Genomic DNA, 23,402 nt, shown 5'->3' with positions numbered 1-23,402 from the left:
ATTCACCTTCTCTTCCTAGAAAATAAACGTTGACACTAAATGATGCTTTTTCTACACTTAGTTGTGTACAATATGTGACCAAAGGAGGATTCAACATGGAAATGAACGTCAAAACGAATTCCTCTCCTACAGCGCCAAAGCCAAGTAAGCAAACAGGCTGGCGCATCTGGTGGAGTTTACTACGTCCCCATACATTAACAGCCGCTTTCGTACCTGTTTTCATCGGAACAGCATATTCGATGCAGGTCGGAGGTATAAATCAAATACATCTTCCTCTTTTCCTTATGATGCTTCTTGCTTGTCTTCTCATTCAAGCAGCAACAAACATGTTTAATGAATACTTTGATTATAAAAGAGGACTTGATCACGAAGGTTCAGTTGGTATCGGCGGCGCTATCGTTCGCGATGGCATTCAGCCAAAAACAGTGCTTAACTTAGCATTTGGATTTTTCGGCATCGCAATACTATTAGGTGTTTATATTTGTATAAATTCTAGTTGGTGGCTTGCTGCAATCGGTCTTGTTTGTATGGCCGTTGCTTACCTTTATACAGGTGGCCCACTTCCAATTGCATATACACCATTTGGAGAGTTGACAGCCGGATTATTTATGGGTGTCATTATTATTGGGATTTCATTCTTTATTCAAACTGGCACTGTAACATCAGAAGTCATTTTACTATCTATTCCAAGCTCCATTTTAATTGGTGCCATTTTACTAGCTAATAATATTCGTGACTTGGATGGCGATAAAGAAAACGGTCGTAAAACGTTAGCAATTCTTGTTGGACGCGAGCGAGCGGTTGGTGTACTTGCTTCGATGTTCATCGTTTCCTACATTTGGACAATTGCTTTAATTATCGTAGGCATCGTATCACCATGGATGCTTATCGTATTTTTAAGTGCACCGAAAGCATTTAAAGCGACGAAAGGCTTTATCGGCAAAAGCATTCCAATGGAAATGGTACCTGCGATGATTGCAACAGCAAAAACAAATACAATCTTCGGTTTCCTAATGGGAATCGGATTATTACTTGGATACTTTCTATAAAAGGAGCTGCTTATGCGGCTCCTTTTTCATATCTGAAATTCATCTCATAATTCCTACTCTCAACGCTCATACTATGTAAAGAAACTGAATTGTAGGAAGGTGGACGACTATGTTAACTCCACAACAAGTAGGTCAATTTAAATCCATTTTAGAAAAACAAAAACAAGAACTGGAACAAACGATACAAACTCATGAAAATACAGATCGTGCTTCTGAACGCGATTCAGTAGGAGAACTGTCTAGCTATGACAACCATCCAGGTGATATGGCTACAGAGCTATATGAACGGGAAAAAGACTTCGGGCTTATTGAACTTTGGCATAAACAGCTTGAGGAGACGAAACATGCCCTACAAAAAATAGAAGCAGGTACGTACGGCATTTGCGAAGTGTCTGGCGAAGAAATTCCATTTGACAGATTGGAAGCAATGCCGACTGCTACAACATGCATACAGCACGCGACAAATAAGTTAAATATGAATACGCGACCAGTTGAAGAAGAAGTGTTGTCTCCTTCTTTCCACAAGCATGATGAGGACCATTCTGTTGAGTACGATGCGGAAGATGCGTGGCAAGATGTCGCAAATTACGGAACATCTGAAACGCCGTCTGATTTAGAAAGACAAGATTCAAAAAACTATAATGGCATGTATGTAAATAGTGAAGAAAACGTAGGCTACGTGGAGGATTTTGAAAACTTTATCGGTACGGATATGTACGGGAAAAACCCACAAGTTTTCGCTACAGAAGAGCATGAAGAATATGAACAAATGCTTGATGACTTTGAAGAGCGTACCTTTAAGGGCGAATTATCTTCAAATGAATCTAGTTCCAAAGAATAAAAAAAAGCATTCCGAAAATCGGAATGCTTTTTATCGCTAGCTAATTAGTTTTTTGTAACGTTAGCTGCTTGTGGTCCGCGGTTTCCTTCAACGATTTCGAAAGAAACTTCTTGACCTTCTTCTAAAGTTTTGAAGCCGTCGCCTTGGATAGCTGAGAAATGTACGAATACGTCTTCTCCGCCTTCAACTTCGATGAAGCCAAAACCTTTTTCGCCGTTAAACCATTTAACTTTACCTGTTTGCATGTCATGTACCTCCTAAATAAAAATGAAACTATGAATCCACATGAAAAGGTGGATATAAAGGACATGAATGTATAACAAGCTTACAGCCTTTAATACAACGTGCTTTATTTCCGTACCACATTATGTAGCTCAATAGTGCTTTCACTATATCATGCTATATCGAAAACGTCAAATGAGAACACTTTCATTCCATCATTTTTTATAATCCTAGTATAACCTTAAATTTTTATTCTATTTTTATTCAAAAATTAACAAAAATACAGTACTCTAATTCTTTTAACTTCTGTACAATATAATTACTACATATTTATGAGGTGAAAAAATGCAAGCACATGAAATCGAGTATAAGTTATATGGCGATGATATGCAGTTTGTTGAAATTGAATTAGATCCAAAAGAAAGCGTTATCGCAGAAGCTGGCGCAATGATGATGATGGAAGATTACATTGAAATGGAAACAATCTTTGGTGACGGTTCTGGCCCATCTAACGGTTTATTCGGCAAATTAATGGGCGCTGGTAAACGTCTCGTTACAGGCGAAAGTATGTTTATGACTGTATTTACAAATACAGGTCACGGCAAACGCCACGTCTCATTTGCTGCTCCTTATCCTGGTAAAATTATTCCTGTAGATTTAACAGAATATCAAGGAAAAGTAGTTTGTCAAAAAGATGCCTTTCTTTGTGCCGCAAAAGGTGTTTCTATCGGAATTGAATTTACGAAAAAAATAGGAACTGGTTTCTTCGGTGGTGAAGGGTTTATCATGCAGAAACTTGAAGGTGACGGCCTTGCTTTCATGCACGCAGGTGGAACTGTATATAAACGTGAATTAAAACCTGGTGAGAAACTTCGCATTGATACAGGTTGTCTCGTTGCCATGACAAAAGATATTAACTATGATATCGAATTCGTTGGTAAAGTAAAAACAGCTCTATTTGGCGGCGAGGGTTTATTCTTCGCAACATTAGAAGGTCCTGGAACAGTTTGGATTCAGTCCTTAACACTTAGCCGATTAGCAGCACGCCTTACAAGCCCAGCAGCGCAAAGTACTGGCGAAGGTAGTGTATTAGGTGGCCTTGGTCGTTTATTGGATGGGAAAGAGTAAAAAGGGCCCTTATGCAGGCTTGTCCATCGACTAATATAATACTAAAATTAAACACCCTTGCTTGCAGTAATGCAGTGAAAGGGTGTTTTAATTTAAGTCTACAAACGGGAAAAAGCAGATGAAATAAAGTAATAAGGTTTACTTCAGTAAAATAAGGTATATTATATTTGTTGAATAGATTCTCTTTCAAGACAAGAAAAGTAGGTGAACAAAGTGGGAAAATATCAATTGGATTCCAAAAGTCAGGTAGCTGTGGCAAAGTTTCATGAAAAACAGAAGCCTGCCAAATTTGATAAAAAGCAAAAACTTGAACAATTACGTGCGGAGTATTTGAAAAAAAAGCAAAAACAAACAGATAAATAATATGTTTTGTTTCCCGAAATTTTCGGTATATAGTGCGAACAAACACAAGTAAATAGGTAATCATCGTTCAAATATATACAGGCTATTTTTTCAAACCTCTTACAAGACCAGCATTATAAAGTACTGGTGAAAGTAGTATATTAGGTGGCCTTGTTCACCTTTTAGATGGAAAAGAGTAAAAAATGCCTCCAATGCGAAAAAACATCGGAGGCATTTCTCTAAAGTTTATGACTATGGCACTTTATTTTTACTGCGGAGGGCTATACATACCATTTCGAATCATATAATACTCCATCGCTTCATTAAGCCATGCCTCTTCTTCTTCCGTGTAAGGAGATGGCATCATATTATTATATTGTTCTTCTACATTCTCTAATTTACCTAAAGAATACATTGTCTCTTCACCAACATACTTAAGAGTCGCCTTCATATGTTCATCAGCCAATTTTTGCACTTCTGAATCCTCAATTTGTCTTCCAAATAACCTTTTCACTTCTTTTGCTAAACGCACAAACTCTTTATCAAGTGCTATGCCCTCTTCTTCCGACTTATTATATAATCCATCAGCAAAGTCTTTTGATACATATCCTTCAAGCCATAAACGTTGTTCGTTTTCTTTTTGAATGCTGTTAATTAGACTCATTAATATGTCACTATCCAACTCTTCATCTTCCTCAAGACATACCATTGTTCGTTCAAGCGCCTTTATCGAAACTTCAATGTGTCTTCTCTTTTCTTCAAAGGCTTTTCTTTGTTGTTCCAACGTTTCTTTTAAATTTACATTCAAACTTGGCATTTTCAGCATAACGCGTATTTCTTCTAAACTATATCCTAATACTTTAAGACTCACTATTTTCTGTAGCTCTAATATATCTTTTCCTTTGTACAAACGGTGACCAGAGCTAACATTCTTTCCAGGTTTAAGTAGTCCAATTTCATCGTAATATTGTAGTGTCCGTATTGATGTGCCTGTCCTCTTTGAAAACTCACCAATTGAACAGCCTTCTCTTTTGCTCATCTTACACTCCTCCTAACAATATGTTTACAAAAATCATACTCCCTCACGTAACTGTAGGTTCAAGTCTTTTTTCCAAAAGCATGAATCAAGTTCCTCACCGCATATATTAAACTATACCTTTTCTTAAGGAGGGCTTCCTTAATGCGTACTCCTTTATCCTTTGATAAAGACACTGCCATACTGTTAGCTTCTTGTTGTGAGTTAACGTATGAACAATATAAACAAAATGGTATTTTCGAAATACCAGATGGTTTTCAATATGTACAAGGGTTTCAAGGAAAAGCCATTCAAACAACAGAATGGTTCGGGTTTATATTAGAATCTGAGGATACAATTATCGTTGCCTTCAGGGGCACTCAAACAGACCCTGATTGGATTATTGACTCTCTCGTCAATCAAAAACCTTATCCTTATGCTTTAAATAGCGGAAATGTCCATAACGGCTTTCTCTCTATTTATGAGTCTTGTCGTGATTCTATTATGGATATGCTCGTATCATTGCCAGCACATAAAAAACTGCTAGCTACTGGGCATAGTCTAGGTGGTGCGCTTGCCACATTACACATATTAGATGCACGTATAAATACTGCCTTCGCACAGTATGGACTTTATACATTCGCTTCTCCAAAAGTAGGAGATATCGCTTTTCGAAATTATTATAAACTACAAGTAGCTAGTAGCTTTCGTTTCGTCAACTTGTTCGATGTCGTTCCACTTCTCCCTCCCCGAAACATAAATTTTAATGATCATGATTGGGAGTATGCACACGTCCATCACAATATGACATTTACAAAAAATACAAAATCCATTACAAATAATCATTCCATTACAACATACAAAACATGTCTGACTTCTCATTTTTAACCAGTAAACAATTGGAAATAAAATATTCGTATACTATAATACTCTATGAAGTTATTTTTGGATGAGGGGACCTTACATGTTAAAATTTATCTTCACACTTTTTCTTATTGTAATTTTTACGGTCACAGGTTTCTTTACATTTTCATACTTTGCGACAGGAGAGTATGATGGGGCAGGTATCATATATACCACTGTTCCATTTCTTTCTTAAGCAAAATAAATAAAACGAGCTTAATTTTATTAAGCCCGTTTTATTTATTAATATCCATTTTTATTGGTAAATCGATAATATATCTCCCAATATAGCAACTTCTTTAAAACTGTTTAACTGCATTACCAATACCCCAAATTTCATTGCTGTACTGCAAAATCGTTCGATCACTCGCAAAATGACCAGACTGTGCAATATTTAAAATCGACATTTCTAGCCACTTTGTTCGGTTCTCATAAGCTCTACCGACAGCTTCTTGTTTTTCAGCATATGGGCCAAAATCTCGCAGAACGAAATATTCATCATTTTGAATAACGAGAGAATCGTAAATCGCTTCAAATTCTGCTCCCGATTGTGCAAAGAAACCATTTGTTAATTGATCAACTACTTTTTTAATGTGCCTATTGTGGTGATAATAATCACTTGCACGATATCCACCATTTTGATAGTAATGAAGAACCTCTTCCGCTGTTAAGCCGAAAATGAAACAGTTATCATCACCAACCCGGTCTTTTATTTCAATGTTAGCTCCGTCTAGCGTTCCGAGTGTAATCGCACCATTCATCATAAATTTCATATTACCTGTTCCCGATGCTTCTTTACTCGCCGTTGAAATTTGTTCACTTACATCCGCTGCCGGGAATATATCTTCCGCTAAAGAAACTCGATAGTTTTCTAGAAAGATAACTTTCATATATTGACTGACATACGGGTCATTATTTACTTTTCTTGCGAGTTCATTTATTAATTTAATAATTTTTTTCGCGTAATAATATCCAGGTGATGCTTTCGCTCCAAAAATAAAAGTACGCGGATAAAATGTAAAACTAGCATCCTCTTTCAAACGGTTATACAAATATAAAATATGAAGAACATTTAATAATTGTCGTTTGTAAGCATGTAATCTTTTCACTTGCACATCAAAAATAGAATTTGGATCAATCGTAATCCCCATTGTATTATGAATGCGCTCTGCTAAAATCTCTTTACGTTCTTGTTTTACTTCTGCAAATTTCTCTTGGAAACTAGCATCATATTGAACTGTTTGCAACGATTGAAGCTTAATCGGTTCTTTCTTCCACTCTGTTCCAATCGCCTCTGAAATGAGATTTGTTAGCTGTGGATTTGCTTTCATAAGCCAGCGCCTATGAGCAATTCCATTCGTCTTATTATTAAACTTATCTGGATAAAATTCATAAAACAATCGCATTTCCCGCTGTTTTAATATTTCCGTATGAATTTTTGCTACACCGTTTACGCTATGGCTACCGACAATTGCTAAATGAGCCATTTTCACAAGATCATGCGCAATAATTGCCATGTCTTCAATGCGATGCCATTCATAAGGATAACGTTCCCAAAGTTCATGACAGAAACGTTCATTAATCTCTTCAATAATCATATAAATTCTCGGTAATAACGGTTTAAAAATGTGAATTGGCCACTTTTCGAGCGCTTCTGATAACGTCGTATGATTCGTATAAGAAATCGTCTGCGTCGTTATGTGCCAAGCTTCTTCCCATGTTAACTTTTCTTCGTCTAGTAAAATACGCATCAGTTCTGGAATTGCTAAAACCGGATGTGTATCGTTAATATGAATCGCAATTTTTTCATGTAGTTGACGAAGGTCACCATATCTTTCTCTATGCATTCGAACAATATTTTGTAAACTTGCTGATACGAGGAAATACTGTTGTTTTAAACGAAGTATTTTCCCCTCATCATGCGTATCATCTGGATATAAAAACTCCGATACAGCCTCTGTTTCGCGCTTATATTTCAAAATATCTTTGCAGTTTTGCGGGAAAGGAACTGGTTCAGCATTCCAAAGTCTAAGTGTGTTTACAGTACTCGTCTCATAGCCTACTACCGGCACATCATATGGCACTGCCATAATGACTTCTGCATTTGTATGCCTAAATTCTAAACGCCCGTCAATTTCTAGCGGTTCAACACTGCCGAAATAACTTACTTCCACAGCTTGATCATGCCTTCTTACTTCCCATACATTTTCATGAAGAAGCCACTGTTCTGGAAATTCAACTTGATAACCATCAACAATTTTCTGATCAAACAAACCATGTTTATAACGAATTCCACAGCCGTGTCCTGGCAAGTTTAAAGATGCAAGTGAATCGAGAAAACAGGCTGCTAAGCGTCCAAGCCCACCATTACCAAGGCCTGCATCTGCTTCCACTTCTTCTAACTCTTGTAACGAAATCCCTAGTTCAGATAACCCCTGCTCGCATACATCTCTAATACCTAAATTCAAGATGTTACTTCCAAGCAAACGTCCAAGCAAAAATTCAATAGACAAGTAATACATTTGCTTTTGCTCTCCGGATCGATAACTCTCATTCGTTGCAATCCATTGACTATTCATATACTCACGTACCATATGGCCGAGCGTATTATATTGATCACGAGTTGTAGAATCTTTGAAACTTTTCCCATACATCGTCTCTAACTTTTCTAGAAAAGTTGATTTAAAACTTTCAACATGAGTAAACATTTTTTCACCACCTACATGTTATTCCATGAGACTTTTATACAATTCCTTATAAGCAAGAGCCGATTGCTCCCAGCTATAATCTTCAGTCATCGCTTGTTTTACAAGCTGCTCCCACACTGGTTTATCGTGATAAAATTCAATTGCACGGTGAACCGTATGCAGCATGTCATGTGCATTAAAATTCGTGAAACTGAAACCATTTCCTTCTCCAGTTTCTTCATCATAAGAATGTACCGTATCGTTTAATCCACCTGTTTCTCTTACAATTGGAATCGTACCGTACGCTAATGCGATAAGTTGTCCAAGTCCACACGGTTCAAACAGCGATGGCATTAAAAACAAATCGCTTCCCGCATACACTTGGTGCGCTAATTCTTCATTAAATCCGATATAAACTTTTACCTTCTCCGGATACTCATATGCCATCCACTCAAAGAATTGCTCATATTCCGAATCACCTGAACCTAAAATAATACATTGTACATCTTCTTCCATTATTTCGCGGAATACAGTGCGTACTAAATCAAGACCTTTTTGCTTCGTTAATCTCGTTACCATTGAAATAATTGGTGTATCCTCTTTTTCTGGCAAACCAAAATAACGCTGCAAGGCGCGTTTATTTTCACTCTTTTCATATAATGACTCTGCATCATACTGAGCCTTAATATACGAATCCGTTTCTGGATTATATACGCTCGTATCAATACCATTTACAATGCCGCTAAGCTTATCATTATATTTTCGCAGTAATCCATCTAGCTTCTCACCGAAAAATTCATATTGAATTTCTTCTTTATACGTCGGGCTCACCGCTGTAATTTGATCCGAAGCGATAATACCGCCTTTCATAAAGTTTATGTTTCCATAAAACTCTAGCTGCTCACTATGAAAATATTCATCACCAAGCTCTAACAAGTCGTACATCACTTCAGGAGGAAATACTCCTTGGAACTGCAAGTTGTGAATCGTATATACCGTTTTAATACGCTCATATAACGGGTTATCTTGATACTTTTCACGAAGTAAGAAATTAACCATAGCCGTATGCCAATCGTGGCTATGAAGAACATCCACTTCAAAGTCAAGGTGTGGAATACACTCTAACACTGCTTTTGAGAAATAAGAAAAACGCTCCCCGTCATCATAATGACCATACAGAGAATCTCTCTTAAAATAATATTCATTATCTATTAAGTAATACGTAATTCCGTCTTGCTCACCTTTTAAAATTCCACAATATTGATTTCTCCACCCGAGCGGGACGTTAATTACTTTATGTAACGTACACCCATCTCTTAACTTTTTCGGAATGAGGCTATAATTCGGAAGTATAATACGAACGTCCACTCCTAATTTTTTCAGCTCTTTTGGGAGCGCACCCGCTACATCAGCTAATCCTCCCGATTTCACAAACGGTACACATTCTGATACTGCAAATAAAATATTCACTTGTTGTCCCACTGCGCGAAAAGTTTTTATTACTCCTCTTGCAGCTTCCTCCCTTCGAGTTTTCATTTAAATTAAAACTTTAATCAGTGGAGGAAAAAGCCCCCACTGATTCTTTAGGAATAACTATTAATCGTACTGTTTTGTACGCTTCCTTTTTCTACAACATACGGCTCATCGATGTTTCCTTTTAATACGACACCGTCGCCAATTTTCACGTCTTTATCAATAATAACACCGTCTATTATACAGTTATCTCCAATTTGGCTCTTTTGCATAATAATGCTGTTACGAATAATTGATCCTTTTCCAATTTTAACTGAACGGGAAATAACACTGTTTTCTACCTCCCCCTCAATAATACTGCCATTTGCAATCATTGTATTTTTCACGACTGCACCCTTTAGATAACGAGTTGGTGGCTCATCTTTTACTTTCGTAAAGATCGGCGCTTCTTTCTTAAATAATTGCTTCCAAATAGCAGGTTGCAAAATTTCTAAGCTATGTTTATAGTAACTTTCGATCGAGTCAATAATTGCTACATATCCAGTATGTTCATATGTAGCAATGTGTAATGATTTCCCGCGTTTCTCTCTCACTACATCAAATAAACTGTATTGCTCCACATCTTTATATGTCTCAAATAAATCTAATAATAATTGTTTCTTTAACACGTATGTTTGAAGCGAAACCCCTTCATGGCAAACTTCCGTAATATCAGCTGCCGTATGTATATGTCGCTCTAACACCGCTTGAAAATTTAATGCTGTTACGAGATGGCTATTCGTAATAACAACGTACTCTTCTCTGCTTCTTAGAAAATAATCAATATGTCTTCTAAAGTGTGCAAAAGACCCAAACTCATCTTGGTCACATTGGCAGTTTGGCGGGAATAAAAATAGTCCGTCTCGTTTTCTATCTAAATCCCACTGTTTTCCTGAACCAACATGGTCCATTAACGAACGGTTTTTATGGCTTGTAAAAACTGCCACACTATGAATACTAGAATTCACCATATTTGAAAGCATGAAATCAATGAGTCGATAACGGCCCCCAAACGGTAACGCCGCTAGTGAACGATGCCCTGTTACTTTCTTTAAGGAAGGAAAACTTCCCGTTGCATTAATAATTCCTAACATTTTTTCTCCCATTCATTTCATCCCCCTTTTCTATTTCCCTTCAGCAATTAATACTACATCGTCAACATTCTTTTCTGGACGAATGATTGTTCCATCTTCGATAACCATTTCTGATCCAACAATCGCTCTTTCAATCACAACATTTTTACCAATCTTAGCCCCTGGCATAACGACAGAATCAATCACCATACTACCTTCTTCCACCGTCACTCCTTGGAATAACACAGAATGCTTCACGTCCCCTTCAATGACGCACCCTTCGTTAATAAGCGATTCTTCTACTTTCGCCTTTTCAGCAATATATTGAGGCGGTTCGTTTGGATTGACAGAGTAAATACGCCAATTACGATCGTTTAAATTCAGTGATGTTTCATCGCGAAGCAAATCCATATTCGCTTCCCATAAGCTCTTCACCGTTCCAACATCTTTCCAATATCCTTCAAACGGGTACGCCATTAGCTTCTTCCCTTCATCTAATAAAAGCGGAAGGACGTCTTTTCCAAAATCATTACTAGATTCAGGATTTCTTGCATCCATCTCTAAATACTCTTTCAAAATTGACCAATTAAAAATATAGATTCCCATCGATGCAAGATTACTTCTTGGAAATTGTGGTTTCTCCTCAAACTCAACAATCTCCATCTCTTCATTTGTATTCATAATGCCAAAGCGACTCGCTTCATCCCAAGGTACTTCAATAACAGAAATGGATACATCCGATTCTTTCTCAATATGGTAATCTAGCATCTTACTGTAATCCATTTTATAAATATGGTCGCCTGATAAAATAAGAACATACTCCGGTTCATACTGACTTAAATAGTTTAAATTTTGATAAATGGCACTTGCCGTACCTGTATACCACTTAACCCCTGAAGACTCCGCATAAGGAGGTAATACTGTGACCCCACCGTTTACTCGGTCTAAATCCCACGCATTTCCGATTCCGATATAATTATGAAGTTCAAGTGGTTGATATTGTGTTAAAATCCCAACCGTTTCAATACCAGAATTCGCACAGTTACTTAGCGTAAAATCAATAATGCGATATTTACCACCAAATGGAACAGCTGGCTTGGCTAAATTTTTTGTTAATGCACTTAAACGACTACCTTTTCCCCCTGCTAGTAACATTGCTACGCACTTTTGTTTTTGAGCCATCTTGTTTTTTGCTCCCCTTTCTCGTCTTCACTGGTCGTAATATGGATACGCCGAATGGTGGAATTGTAATCTCTACATGTGCCGCTTGATTATGGTACGGTTCTAGAATTGTCTTAAGACGTTTCTTATTCACTTGCCCCGAACCGCCATATTGCTGTGCATCACTGTTTAAAATCTCGTTATAATACTCGAAATCTGGTACACCTACTTTATAGTTTTCATATGTAGCTTTCGTAAAATTACATACGACAACTAACGCATCTTCTTGTTTATCCCCTTGGCGGATAAAAGAGAAAATACTTTGCTCATTATTATTAGCATCAATCCACTGAAAACCTTCAGGTGAATGGTCAAGCTGCCAAAGTGGTTTTGAGCGCTTATACAATGCTATGAGCTCATTAAAGTAATCATGCATATAACGATGCATTTCAAAATCATGTAAATTCCAATCTAAATCTTCAAGGTCTTTCCACTCATCAAACTGTCCGAATTCTCCTCCCATGAAAAGTAACTTCTTTCCTGGGTGAGTAAAGAAATATCCATATAATAAACGAAGTTGAGCAAACTTATCCCAGTAATCACCTGGCATTTTATTTAATAACGACTTTTTCCCATGAACGACTTCATCATGAGAAAGCGGTAATATGAAGTTTTCAGAGTACGCATATAGTAAAGAAAACGTCATTTTCTCATGAATGTGTTTCCTATATTCAGGCGCACACTCCATATATTTCAGCACGTCATTCATCCAGCCCATGTTCCATTTGTAATTGAATCCAAGCCCACCTTCATACGTTGGAGTTGTTACAAGTGGCCAAGCTGTTGAATCTTCTGCCGTCATAAGAAAATCTTCATCCTCTGCAAACACTGCTTCATTTAACTCCCTTAAAAATGAAACAGCATGCTCATTACTTTGCTCTTGTCCTTCTTTATTCCAGTACAACATGTTCGCAACTGCATCAACTCTGAAACCATCAATATGGAAATATCTCATCCAAAATAACGCATTTGAAATTAAGAAATTACGTACCTCTCTCTTTCCTAAATCAAAATTGACAGTTCCCCATACTGGATTTTCTTGTACATCTTTATCTTTATATTCATAGGTCGGTGTACCATCAAACAAATATAAACCGTGAGCATCTTTACAAAAATGCCCCGGCACCCAATCTAAAATGACACCGATTCCATATTTATGACATTCGTCGACAAAATGCATTAAATCATGCGGCGTACCAAATCTACTCGTCGCTGCATAATATCCCGTTCCTTGGTATCCCCAAGAACGATCATATGGATGCTCAACAAGCGGCATAATTTCAATATGTGTAAATTGATGTTCCACCACATACGGGATGAGCTCTTCAACCATTTCCCTGTAAGAGTACAGCGTTCCATCTTCTTTCTTTTTCCAAGAACCAAAATGTAATTCATAAACTGTCATCGCTTCTTTATAAATCGATTTTTTCTTTTTCTTACGATTCCAGTTTTTATCATTCCATTCATATCCTTTTATATCAAAAACTACAGATGCCGTATTCGGTCTTACTTCTGCATATACAGCATACGGATCTGCCTTTAAAATGACGTCACCAGCCAACGTTTCGATCGCATATTTATATATTTCTCCTTCTTCAATATGCGGTATAAATAAGGACCAAATGCCTTCTTCTGTCACTTGTAGCATCTTATGTTGCTCATAATCCCACTCATTAAAATCCCCAACAACACTCATTGCTTTCGCATGAGGAGCCCACACTGTAAATCGTACCCCTTGAATCTCATCTTCCGTCACAACATGCGCGCCAAAGATGTTATAACTTTCATAGTACTTTTCTGTATGAAACTCATCTCGTTTCACTTCTTCACAATTTATTACACTCAATATGCTCACCTCACTTAGATGACAGAATTTTTTATACTTTAACTATTTCTGCGAAAAACTGCAATATCCTTGTTAATTTATAAAAAACATTCGTTTTTTTCTTAAAAATGTTAGTTTTTCTTCACATTTCTGTGTAAAATATCGAATTTTGACGAATATTCATTGTAAACGCTTCATTCTACTTCTATATTTACGCCTATTATTTTTTTCTCAACCTTTATTTTATTAGGTTTATTCTATTTTTCATGCTATTTTCCACTAAAAATAACCATAAAATAATCTGTCATAAAAAATGTTTCTCAACATTTTTTATCATATTTTTATTGAAACGCGAAATTCATAAGCATATACTTGTTCTCAATAAAGAACAGAAATCTTTCGTAACTATAATTCATAGCGGACTACTATGTTTACTTATTTATCCTTGTTGCGAACGATTGCTATAAAAATTTAACTAGGGGGCTTTCTTATGTCATTAAAACAAAAAGTAGGAATGGGAGTTGTCACCGCTTCACTTGGTTTATCCCTTACATTCGGAGGTGTATTCGCCTATTTCAGTGATTCAGAAACATCGAGTAATTCATTTCAAGCTGGAACACTAGATCTTTCTATTAATCCAAGTGTAATCGTTAATGTGAAAGATTTAAAACCAGGTGATTTTATTGAAAGGAACTTCAAGCTTGAAAATAAAGGTACATTGGATATCGCAAAAGTAGCACTTGAAACATCATATGAAGTTACAGATGCAACGCAAAATAATGTCGGTGAAGATTTAGGTGATCACATTATCGTCAAGTTTCTAGTGAATGATGGACAGCCATCTAATCCAAACGATGATCATGAGATTTTGTGGGAAACAAAACTATCACAATTAAAAACTATGAAACCTGAAGATGTCGCTACGTCTTTAGAACGTCATAACTTAATAGATGGTATTAAATCTGGTGAAACAGATTACTTACATGTCCTCTTCTCATTTGAAGATAACGACCAAGATCAAAATAAATTTCAAGGTGATTCCCTGCAGCTAAACTGGACATTCCATGCTGAGCAAACAGCAGGTGTGGAGAAATAATTTTTAAAAATATATATTACCGGAGGCCTATAAATGAAAAAGAAAAACCGTTTTGTTACTGGAATTGTAACGGCTGGCGTTCTGTTTTCAACTGCCATTCCGTTCAATGTACTTGCTGAAAGTCCTATTAACCAAATTGAATCTTCAAATGCTCATTCTATATTATCGAAGCTTTCTAAAGAACAACGCCTAGCATTACAAACGGTAGATGCCAACCCTGGTTTTACAATTTCACCAGATATTAATACGAGTAGTTCTGAGCCTGTAAATATCATTGTAGAATTTCAAACTGCTCCAGTAAAGATTAATGAATTAAAACAAAAAGAAAAAGGATTACAAGCTGCTCCAGAAAATATAAAAGCACGTATTGATCAAGAACATGAAGAATTCGAAAAAGGACTAAAACGTCTTTATCAATTCAGCCCATCAGTAAAATCAGGAAACTTCCAGTCTGTACAAATTAAACGTTCTTATAAGCATGCGATAAATGGTGTTGCGATGACATTACCAGCAAATACAGTTGAAGAGTTGTTACGAATTGGTGTTGTAAAACGCATTTGGAAAGATTACGAAGTGAAATTAAATTTACCAAAACAAGCTGAGCAAAAAGCACCTCAAAAACTAACAGATAGCATCCCGCAAATTGGAGTAGATAAGTTACATAGTGAGGGCATTACTGGAAAAGGAATTAAAGTTGGCGTATTAGATACAGGTATTGATTACAATCATCCTGACTTAAAAGACGTATATAAAGGCTATCGCGCAAAACCTGGCGAGGACTCTAGCAAAGTAGATCCAAATTCAGTAAAGGGTTGGGACTTTATTAATAATGATGCAGATCCAATGGAAACTACTTATTCAGAATGGCAACAATCTGGTGCTCCTGAATTTGATAACCGTGGTTCTGCCTTCTACACAGCCCACGGCACTCACGTAGCAGGTATCGTTTCTGCTCAAAAGAAGAACCAATCTGATTCAGCAGTAAAAGGTGTTGCACCTGACATTGAACTGTATAACTATCGTGTACTCGGTCCATACGGAAGTGGAGATAGTTCAGGTATTATCGCTGCAATTGATAAATCTATTTCTGACGGTATGAACGTTATTAACTTATCGTTAGGTGATGATAGCAACAATCCTCTTGATCCAACATCTATCGCTGTTAATAACGCGATGCTTTCAGGCGTTGTTACAGTCGTTGCTGCTGGTAACTCTGGACCGACTCCATCAACACTCGGATCACCAGGTGCTTCGCCATTTGCTATTACGGTTGGAGCCAGTGATAGCTCTATTTCCTTACCGAAACTATCAGGTCATGCTGGACAATTACAATTCCCTAACCTAATTTTGTTCGGCAAAAACTTCACTGATAAAATAGAAGATTTCAAGGGACAAACTTTACCTATTGAATCTGTAGGAATCGGTACGCCTGACGAGTTTAGTAAAAAAGATGTGAAAGGAAAAATCGCTCTCGTTGCACGTGGTACAACCTCATTTGATGAAAAAATTGCTAACGCAAAACAAGCAGGTGCAAAGGCCGTTATTATTTATAACAACGTGGATGGAGAAATTCCTTTCTACGTTGGTGAAAGCACAAAATACATTCCAACATTCCGCCTAACGAAAGAAGACGGTGAAAAACTAAAAACTCAAATTGAACAAGGTAGCACATCCTTAACTTTCGATGAAATTAATTACATTCAAACAGAAGGCGATCATCTTGCAGACTTTAGCTCACGCGGTCCTGTTACAGCAAATGATGATATTAAGCCTGATATTACAGCGCCTGGTGTCGCTGTCCTTTCAACAGTTCCTGAATATATTAACGACCCGCAAGAGGGTGAAAACTACGCTGTTTCCTATGAGCGTATGCAAGGAACATCTATGGCTTCCCCTCATATTGCTGGCGTTGCTGCTCTAATTTTACAAGAACACCCAGACTACTCTCCGTTCGATGTAAAAGCGTCTCTTATGAACACAGCTGATGATTTAAAAGAAAAATATTCGGTGTATGAAGTTGGAGCTGGGCGAGTAGATGCTTACAACGCCGTTCGTACAGAAACAAGCTTTAAAGTATTAGATACGACACAAACTGTTGTAAATGATGAAGTAATTGAAGTGCCCGAAGAAACTGGATCTATTGCATTCGGTAAGTTTTATCAAAAAGACGGTGAAGCTCTTGAACAAAAACGAAATATAAAAGTAACTAATCATAATAAACAAGAGAAAAAAGAATTTAAAACAGAAATTTCTTATACACCAGCTTCGTCTACTATTAACGATGCTGTCGCAAACGGTGTAAAAATCTCTGCTCCAGAAACAATTACTCTTGATGCTGGCAAAGCAGGTGAAATTGAAGCAAAAATTAATGTTCCAGCCGGTGTAAAACAAGGCCGATATGAAGGATATATTCATATTACGAACACGAAAAATAAAGAAGAAATATATCAAATCCCATTCTCTATTCGTGTATCAGAGCCTGGTATTGAAAATGCAATACTATCAAGAAAAGCAATTTCAACTGATACATCTAAATTTAATCCATACGGTGAATCGTATGTTCACGGGGCATTCCAATTAAACAGCGAACTTGAAACGTTAGATCTTATCGTAAAAGATTCCAAAACAGATAAAGCTCTGGGCTTCATTGGGACATTAAACACAAGTGGACTAAAAACTGATGTGTATTACTACTTAGACTCATTCTTTAATGGAAAAGTGTATCCTTTTACAAATGATCCTGCAAAACCAATTGGTGATGAGAAAATCAACTTACCAGAAGGAGACTACACAATTGAGTTTGTCGGTTATGATAAGGCTGGGAAAGCACGTGTAAAAGGTGATTATGTTGTAATTGATAATACCCCACCAGAAGTGAAACTAACTGGATTAAAACCTGGTATTTACGAGTTAAATGAAGAAAATTATACAGTAGAAGATGGCAAAAAAGCACTATGGATTAAAGGAAATGTATACGATTCAAACGTTGACTACTTAAAAGGAAAAGGATTAAACATTACGCAAGAAGCGAATGGCGTTATGTACTATGACTATTCTCCATACTTGCATAAGTTTTTACCGATTAATGCAAATGGCGACTTTAAAGTTGGCATTACACCTGACTCCTTCAGAACGGAAGGTCCAATGAACACAGGCGTATATATTTTCGATTATGCAACTGCAGGAGCTGACTATCCAAGCGGTGTAAATAACTACTGGTTTATCCCACAAGATGCTCAATATGCGAAAGCTAGTTACGATAAAAAAGAATTATATAAAAATGACGAGTTCACAGTAACACTAAACGCAAAACACGTAAAACAATTTGTTGCTGGGCAATTTAATGTAAACTTCCTAGAGAAGAACTTCAAATTTGCAAATGCAAAATTTAATCCTGCTTTTGAAAAGCTACTTTCCGAAAAAGGAGTAACCGCAAAAGTAAATGAACCGAAACTAGAGGCAGGTTCGGTTACAGTTGGCGGCACTATCGATGACAAAAACTTTGCTGGATTAGATGGTGATTTCCCGTTCATTGATGTAACTTTCAAAGTAGAAAATGATGAATTTTATGAAGCAAACGCTCAATTAGAGTCACCAATTTTTGTTTACTGGAAACAAGGTGAATCAGAACCAAATAGAATGCGTGTACTTCAAGATCAAACATTCTCAGTTATGTCCTTAAATTCACTAGTAGAAGGAAATATTAAACCTGGTGCATTCTTAAATGAACGTGGATATTTAGATGAAAAGTTTGATTATGCAAAGCTTGGCGTAAAAGTATACGCAACTGATTCTTACCGTCATAAGTTTGAAGGTTCACTAGATAAATATGGGTACTTCAAACTAAATGGACTTCCAGTTAATAAACGCGACTATAACCTATATGTAGAAGTGCCAGGACATTTAACAAGCCGCCTAACAACGAAACTTGGTACTGAAAAAGACGGTAAGCTGCTTGGCCAATATTATTATGCAAGACCTGACGAAAACCTTGCCGGCGATGTAAATGCTGATAAAGTAATCGATATTAAAGATGCTGAAATTATCGCTAGCAACTATGGTAAAAAAGGACTAACTGTAAAAGACGGAGACCTTAATAAAGATGGGATTGTCGACGAAAAAGATATTCGCTTCGTTGAAAAGAACTTCTTGAAAAAAGGGCCAGATGCATCTAAATCACAAACACCTGTAGAAAAATCAAAAAGCGGTACACTGACAGATATTTTAAAGAAATTGGGATTAACGCCTAAAAAATGATAAAGTGAAACTTTAATCAGTGGGGGGTGTTCATCCCTCACTGATTATCAGCCCTCACCAATCGGGCTTTTACGGGCAGTTGATCACCAAACTAACTTCTTTGCTTTCGCTGCATTTTGAGGTGGGGATCTTACTGCCCGTTAATGCGGGATAATAAAGAGCACTCTACGTAAAGTAGAGTGCTCTTTTCTATAAACGACCCTTATCCAGCAAAAGGGGTATATTGGGGATATACAAGGGAAACCGGAAAAGGAATTTATATTAAATTATATAAGTTCAGAGGTAAGAAGCAGTTTCCCACCTCTGAATTATTTAGCAATTATTATAGTACTGGTGCCATTGTTTCTTTTAATACTTTTACAGAATGAGCGAATTTCGCTTTTTCATCTTCATTTAGCTCAAGTTCTACGATTTCACGTACACCTTCGCGGTTAATTACAGCTGGAACACCTACGTAAGCATCTTTCTCTCCGTATTGACCTTCAAGGTATGCAGATACAGTTAATACGCTGTTCTCGTTGTTTAAGATTGCTTTAGTTACACGAAGTAGTGACATACCGATTCCGTAGTAAGTTGCACCTTTACGCTCGATAATATGGTAAGCTGCATCACGTACGTTTTCGAAGATTTTATCTAAGTCTTCTTGATTGTACTGTTCGTTGTTAGCTAAGATTGTTTCTAGTTTTTGTACACCGATAGTAGCGTGGCTCCATACTGGAAGTTCAGTGTCACCGTGTTCACCAACGATGTAAGCATGAACGTTACGTGGATCTACATCTAAGTAGTCACCTAACATGTAACGGAAACGAGCAGAGTCTAAAGTAGTACCAGAACCGATTACGCGCTCTTTTGGTAAACCAGATTCTTTCCAAGTTACGTAAGTTAAAATGTCAACTGGGTTAGTTGCGATTAAGAAGATTCCATCGAATCCACTATCCATAATACCGCGAACGATTTGTTTAAAGATCTTTGTATTTTTCTCAACTAAGTCTAAACGAGTTTCACCTGGCTTTTGTGGTAATCCAGCAGTGATAACTACTAAATCTGCATCTTTACAATCTGCATAGCTACCGCTCCAAACTTTTGTTGGTGATGGAGAGAATGGTACCGCATGGCTTAAGTCCATTGCTTCCCCTTCTGCTTTTGCTTCATTAACATCTACTAATACGAACTCTTCAGCTACACCTTGGTTGATCATTGAGTAAGCGTAACTACAACCTACAGCTCCTGTTCCTACTAATACTACACGATTGATACCTTTTTTCATGGTAATTTCCCCTCTCTATTGTTCACATCTATTTTTTATGATTGTTTAAGTAATTAATTAAAATACTAATTTAATGTTGTTTAACTTCTTTACATTCATATTGTAGCACGTATTATTGTGAATTACTTCACAAATTATGACCTATTTGTGAACTTTTTCACATAGAGTGTAAAGTTATTAGAATAGGTGTGGAATCAATTTCAATGGAGGCGTTTTCTTTAGATTGTGAATAAAAAGAATGTGATTTGATTATTCCCTATAGCTAAATTCAATTTCTATAATCAAACTAACACATTATCTCCTTATACGCTGGACGTCAGTTGGCCTATATAGACTACGGTGACATAAATGAATTAGCATATACTTTACCACCTCCCTTTTAACTATTACCGTATATTAATAAAAAGATATTATTCAAAATCATGCATTCTTTTCTAATAATAAACCATTCAATATAAGTGATAGGCTATGCAAAGCTTTAGACAAATGTGCTTCTGCATCTTCAGAATTCGCAATCCAACAAGCAAGGTCCACTAGTCCACCATTTATGAATCTTGCTAAAGCTTCGCAGTCCGTCTTTTCAATAATACAGTCTTTCATTAATTGCTGAAGCATCTCCGCCATCGTCGTTAAACATTGCGAATGCGATGATTGATAATAACTATTTCCTAATACTGCTGGTGCATCACGAAGTACAATTCGCTGAATTTCTGGATTAAGTGCCATCGTTAAATACGCACGACAACGTCCAACAAACCCTTCCCATTTTCCTTCCGCTTCATCTGATACTTTCCCTAATTTATTATCCATTTCGATATCAATTTCTTTTACAACTGCTTCTAACAATCCTTTTTTATCACCAAAATGATGATAAATTGCACCACGTGTTAAACCGACAGATGCTGTAAAATCATCCATAGACGTATTTACATATCCAACTGTACCAAAGGCCTCTCTTGCTGCACTCAGCAATTTAGCACGTGTTTCAGTAATCATTTCTGCTCTCGTTTTTTTAATCATCTTTTCCTCCTACTTCTATTCATTCTCTTTATTCAAAATGAATTGCACTATAGTATCGTTCTCTATATAAAAGAATAACTCCTTTAAACATCGGCTCTCTATCCAGAGATAAAACATTTCAATTGACATACGCACCGTATGTTAATATGATATTTACATACGGTGCGTATGTAAATTATTTCTAGCTTACAAGATAATATAACTTCTTACCTATATCCTACATTGACTCACTGTCCCTTTTTATAGAAGGTATTAATGAAACAGAGGAGGATTTAAAAGAATGAAGAATGTATATGCAAACGTCAAATACTTTGGTGATTATTATGTTTAATTCCTACCGTGAGATTTTCAGTGCTCCTGGTACAAAAGGATTCTCTTTAGCAGGGTTTATAGCTCGGATGCCCATATCAATGATGGGCATTGGTATTGTTACAATGTTATCTCAGTTACGTGGTGACTATTGGCTTGCTGGAGCTGTTGCAGCCACCTTTACATTATCATCTGCTTTACTAGCTCCTCATATTTCTCGGATGGCCGATCAATTAGGGCAATCTCGCATACTTCTTCCGACTACAGGTATCAGTGTTTTCTTTACGATCCTCTTACTTCTATGTACGAAATATGAAGCTCCTTATTGGACGCTATTTCTATCCGCCTTATGTGCAGGTTGTATGCCAAATATGTCAGCTATGGTACGTGCACGTTGGACTAAACTATACCGTGGATCCCATAAATTGCATACAGCATTTTCCTTTGAATCGGTCGTCGACGAAATTTGCTTCATAATTGGTCCTGTATTATCTGTCAGTTTAAGTGTTATGTTCTTCCCAGAAGCAGGGCCACTTTTATCATCTGTTTTTCTTACAATTGGGGTATGCCTATTCATCCTACAAAAAAGCACAGAACCACCTGTACACCCTGGCGACATTACAAACAAAGGAACAGTATTTAAAATTGGTTCTTTGCGAGTACTAGTATTCACACTCATTGCTATAGGTACTATCTTTGGCACAATAGATGTCGTTAGTGTAGCTTTTGCTGAACATCAAGGAAACGCAGTAGCTGCTAGCTTTGTACTTTCTGTCTATGCAATCGGTTCATGCCTGGCAGGCCTTATTTTCGGTACTCTTAAACTCAATGCTCCACCCTATAATCAATTTTTAATAGCAGTCACACTTTCCATGATAACAATGCTGCCACTATTTTTCGTAAATACTATTGCTTGGCTAATAGTTATTGTCTTCTTTGCAGGACTATCTGTCGCTCCTACTATGATTATTACTATGGGGCTTGTGGAAAGAATTGTACCTGAATCAAAAATAACAGAAGGAATGACTTGGGCAATTACAGGACTTGGAATTGGAGTCTCCCTAGGATCAGCGATAGCTGGTTTAGTTATTGATAATTTTGGAGCTCGAGCAGGATTTAGTGTGGCTATTATAGCAGGAGGCCTTGCCTTCACTATTGCACTTTTAGGATACAAAACTCTTCACTTCGCATATAATCATGCTGTTATTAAACAAGATGGACATTCAATAGAGAGTTAAAACATGTTCAAAAAATAGGATTATCTCTTCTTATGCATGAGAAAAGGTAATCCTATTTTAAACTTATTATTTATAATCTGTCATAGCTTCTTCTATATCTATACACAACAAAAAAGAGATAGCAGTTTATGCTATCTCTTTTAGTATGACCCGTACGGGATTCGAACCCGTGTTACCGCCGTGAAAGGGCGGTGTCTTAACCACTTGACCAACGGGCCAATTACTGGCAGAGAAGAAGGGATTCGAACCCTCGCACCGCGTTCGCGATCTACTCCCTTAGCAGGGGAGCCCCTTGAGCCACTTGGGTACTTCTCTATAAATATGGCTCCGCAGGTAGGACTCGAACCTACGACCGATCGGTTAACAGCCGATAGCTCTACCACTGAGCTACTGCGGA

At 37.0% G+C, this 23,402-nt stretch carries 18 protein-coding genes and 3 tRNA genes; 9 read left to right on the top strand and 12 right to left on the bottom strand.

Annotated elements, in window-relative coordinates; all coding sequences use genetic code 11:
• The first annotated feature begins 95 nt into the window (after positions 1 to 95).
• Both MRP26_RS26880 and MRP26_RS26875 read left to right on the top strand, forming a co-directional pair.
• Positions 96 to 1,049: a 1,4-dihydroxy-2-naphthoate polyprenyltransferase gene (locus MRP26_RS26880; RefSeq protein ID WP_000425766.1), complete on the top strand. Its 954-nt coding sequence runs from the start codon at positions 96 to 98 to the stop codon at positions 1,047 to 1,049.
• Positions 1,050 to 1,158: 109 nt separating this feature from the next.
• Entirely contained in the window at positions 1,159 to 1,890 is a 732-nt protein-coding gene (locus MRP26_RS26875) for a yteA family sporulation protein (RefSeq protein ID WP_242807131.1), read from the top strand.
• Between the two features lie 44 nt (positions 1,891 to 1,934).
• On the opposite strand, the gene cspD is transcribed toward MRP26_RS26875, so the two are convergent.
• On the bottom strand, positions 1,935 to 2,135 hold the full coding sequence (gene cspD, locus MRP26_RS26870; protein WP_001193052.1) for a cold-shock protein CspD: 201 nt from the start codon (positions 2,133 to 2,135) through the stop codon (positions 1,935 to 1,937).
• A 322-nt stretch (positions 2,136 to 2,457) separates the two neighbouring features.
• Here cspD and MRP26_RS26865 point away from each other — a divergent pair, with 322 nt between their 5' ends.
• Together MRP26_RS26865 and MRP26_RS26860 are read left to right on the top strand one after the other, a co-directional pair.
• Complete coding sequence (locus tag MRP26_RS26865) at positions 2,458 to 3,240, top strand: TIGR00266 family protein (protein WP_001147841.1); 783 nt, start codon at positions 2,458 to 2,460, stop codon at positions 3,238 to 3,240.
• Positions 3,241 to 3,453: 213 nt separating this feature from the next.
• The gene (locus tag MRP26_RS26860) at positions 3,454 to 3,603 is read left to right on the top strand and encodes a hypothetical protein (RefSeq protein WP_000521637.1); all 150 of its coding nucleotides are present in this window, start codon (positions 3,454 to 3,456) and stop codon (positions 3,601 to 3,603) included.
• A 247-nt stretch (positions 3,604 to 3,850) separates the two neighbouring features.
• Here the strand turns inward: MRP26_RS26860 and MRP26_RS26855 are convergent, their stop codons facing one another.
• The gene (locus MRP26_RS26855) at positions 3,851 to 4,621 is read right to left on the bottom strand and encodes a MerR family transcriptional regulator (protein WP_242807129.1); all 771 of its coding nucleotides are present in this window, start codon (positions 4,619 to 4,621) and stop codon (positions 3,851 to 3,853) included.
• Between the two features lie 141 nt (positions 4,622 to 4,762).
• On the opposite strand from MRP26_RS26855, the gene MRP26_RS26850 reads away from it, so the two are divergent.
• Both MRP26_RS26850 and MRP26_RS30850 read left to right on the top strand, forming a co-directional pair.
• A complete protein-coding gene (locus MRP26_RS26850) occupies positions 4,763 to 5,485 on the top strand; it encodes a lipase family protein (RefSeq protein ID WP_001260112.1) in 723 nt (240 codons plus the stop codon).
• A 76-nt stretch (positions 5,486 to 5,561) separates the two neighbouring features.
• Positions 5,562 to 5,696 (top strand): hypothetical protein, encoded by a 135-nt coding sequence (locus MRP26_RS30850; RefSeq protein WP_016079902.1) that lies wholly within the window; start codon positions 5,562 to 5,564, stop codon positions 5,694 to 5,696.
• A 103-nt stretch (positions 5,697 to 5,799) separates the two neighbouring features.
• On the opposite strand, the gene glgP is transcribed toward MRP26_RS30850, so the two are convergent.
• From glgP to glgB, 5 genes are all read right to left on the bottom strand, one after another.
• Positions 5,800 to 8,208, bottom strand: coding sequence for a glycogen phosphorylase (gene glgP / locus MRP26_RS26845; protein ID WP_053563458.1), 2,409 nt, complete (start codon positions 8,206 to 8,208; stop codon positions 5,800 to 5,802).
• 18 nt (positions 8,209 to 8,226) lie between these two features.
• Positions 8,227 to 9,657, bottom strand: coding sequence for a glycogen synthase GlgA (glgA, locus tag MRP26_RS26840; protein ID WP_043315821.1), 1,431 nt, complete (start codon positions 9,655 to 9,657; stop codon positions 8,227 to 8,229).
• A gap of 113 nt (positions 9,658 to 9,770) precedes the next feature.
• On the bottom strand, positions 9,771 to 10,805 hold the full coding sequence (glgD, locus tag MRP26_RS26835) for a glucose-1-phosphate adenylyltransferase subunit GlgD (RefSeq protein ID WP_016079899.1): 1,035 nt from the start codon (positions 10,803 to 10,805) through the stop codon (positions 9,771 to 9,773).
• Positions 10,806 to 10,823: 18 nt separating this feature from the next.
• Positions 10,824 to 11,954 (bottom strand): glucose-1-phosphate adenylyltransferase, encoded by a 1,131-nt coding sequence (gene glgC / locus MRP26_RS26830; RefSeq protein ID WP_000057604.1) that lies wholly within the window; start codon positions 11,952 to 11,954, stop codon positions 10,824 to 10,826.
• Positions 11,902 to 13,839, bottom strand: a complete 1,938-nt coding sequence (glgB, locus tag MRP26_RS26825) for a 1,4-alpha-glucan branching protein GlgB (protein WP_075717046.1) — start codon at positions 13,837 to 13,839, stop codon at positions 11,902 to 11,904. The genes glgC and glgB overlap by 53 nt, the downstream gene beginning before the upstream one ends.
• Before the next feature lie 469 nt (positions 13,840 to 14,308).
• Between glgB and MRP26_RS26820 the strand changes: the two genes are divergently transcribed.
• Positions 14,309 to 14,914, top strand: a complete 606-nt coding sequence (locus MRP26_RS26820; protein WP_053563456.1) for a CalY family protein — start codon at positions 14,309 to 14,311, stop codon at positions 14,912 to 14,914.
• A gap of 33 nt (positions 14,915 to 14,947) precedes the next feature.
• A complete protein-coding gene (locus MRP26_RS26815) occupies positions 14,948 to 19,171 on the top strand; it encodes a S8 family serine peptidase (RefSeq protein WP_242807127.1) in 4,224 nt (1,407 codons plus the stop codon).
• Between the two features lie 322 nt (positions 19,172 to 19,493).
• Here MRP26_RS26815 and MRP26_RS26810 read toward each other — a convergent pair whose 3' ends face one another.
• On the bottom strand, positions 19,494 to 20,438 hold the full coding sequence (locus MRP26_RS26810) for an L-lactate dehydrogenase (protein ID WP_000715346.1): 945 nt from the start codon (positions 20,436 to 20,438) through the stop codon (positions 19,494 to 19,496).
• A 420-nt stretch (positions 20,439 to 20,858) separates the two neighbouring features.
• Positions 20,859 to 21,458, bottom strand: coding sequence for a TetR/AcrR family transcriptional regulator (locus MRP26_RS26805; RefSeq protein ID WP_088025484.1), 600 nt, complete (start codon positions 21,456 to 21,458; stop codon positions 20,859 to 20,861).
• A 323-nt stretch (positions 21,459 to 21,781) separates the two neighbouring features.
• Here MRP26_RS26805 and MRP26_RS26800 point away from each other — a divergent pair, with 323 nt between their 5' ends.
• On the top strand, positions 21,782 to 23,005 hold the full coding sequence (locus MRP26_RS26800) for an MFS transporter (protein ID WP_095691521.1): 1,224 nt from the start codon (positions 21,782 to 21,784) through the stop codon (positions 23,003 to 23,005).
• Positions 23,006 to 23,151: 146 nt separating this feature from the next.
• Here the strand turns inward: MRP26_RS26800 and MRP26_RS26795 are convergent.
• The 3 genes from MRP26_RS26795 to MRP26_RS26785 form a co-directional block, all read right to left on the bottom strand.
• Positions 23,152 to 23,223 (bottom strand) — tRNA-Glu (locus tag MRP26_RS26795).
• 6 nt (positions 23,224 to 23,229) lie between these two features.
• Positions 23,230 to 23,320, bottom strand: a tRNA-Ser gene (locus MRP26_RS26790).
• 7 nt (positions 23,321 to 23,327) lie between these two features.
• Positions 23,328 to 23,402, bottom strand: a tRNA-Asn gene (locus MRP26_RS26785).

The sequence above is a fragment of the Bacillus sp. CCB-MMP212 genome (assembly GCF_022748145.1).
GTDB classification, from domain to species: domain Bacteria; phylum Bacillota; class Bacilli; order Bacillales; family Bacillaceae_G; genus Bacillus_A; species Bacillus_A cereus.
Note: the sequence above shows the minus strand (reverse complement) of the source record. Positions and strands in the feature narration are given on the sequence as shown.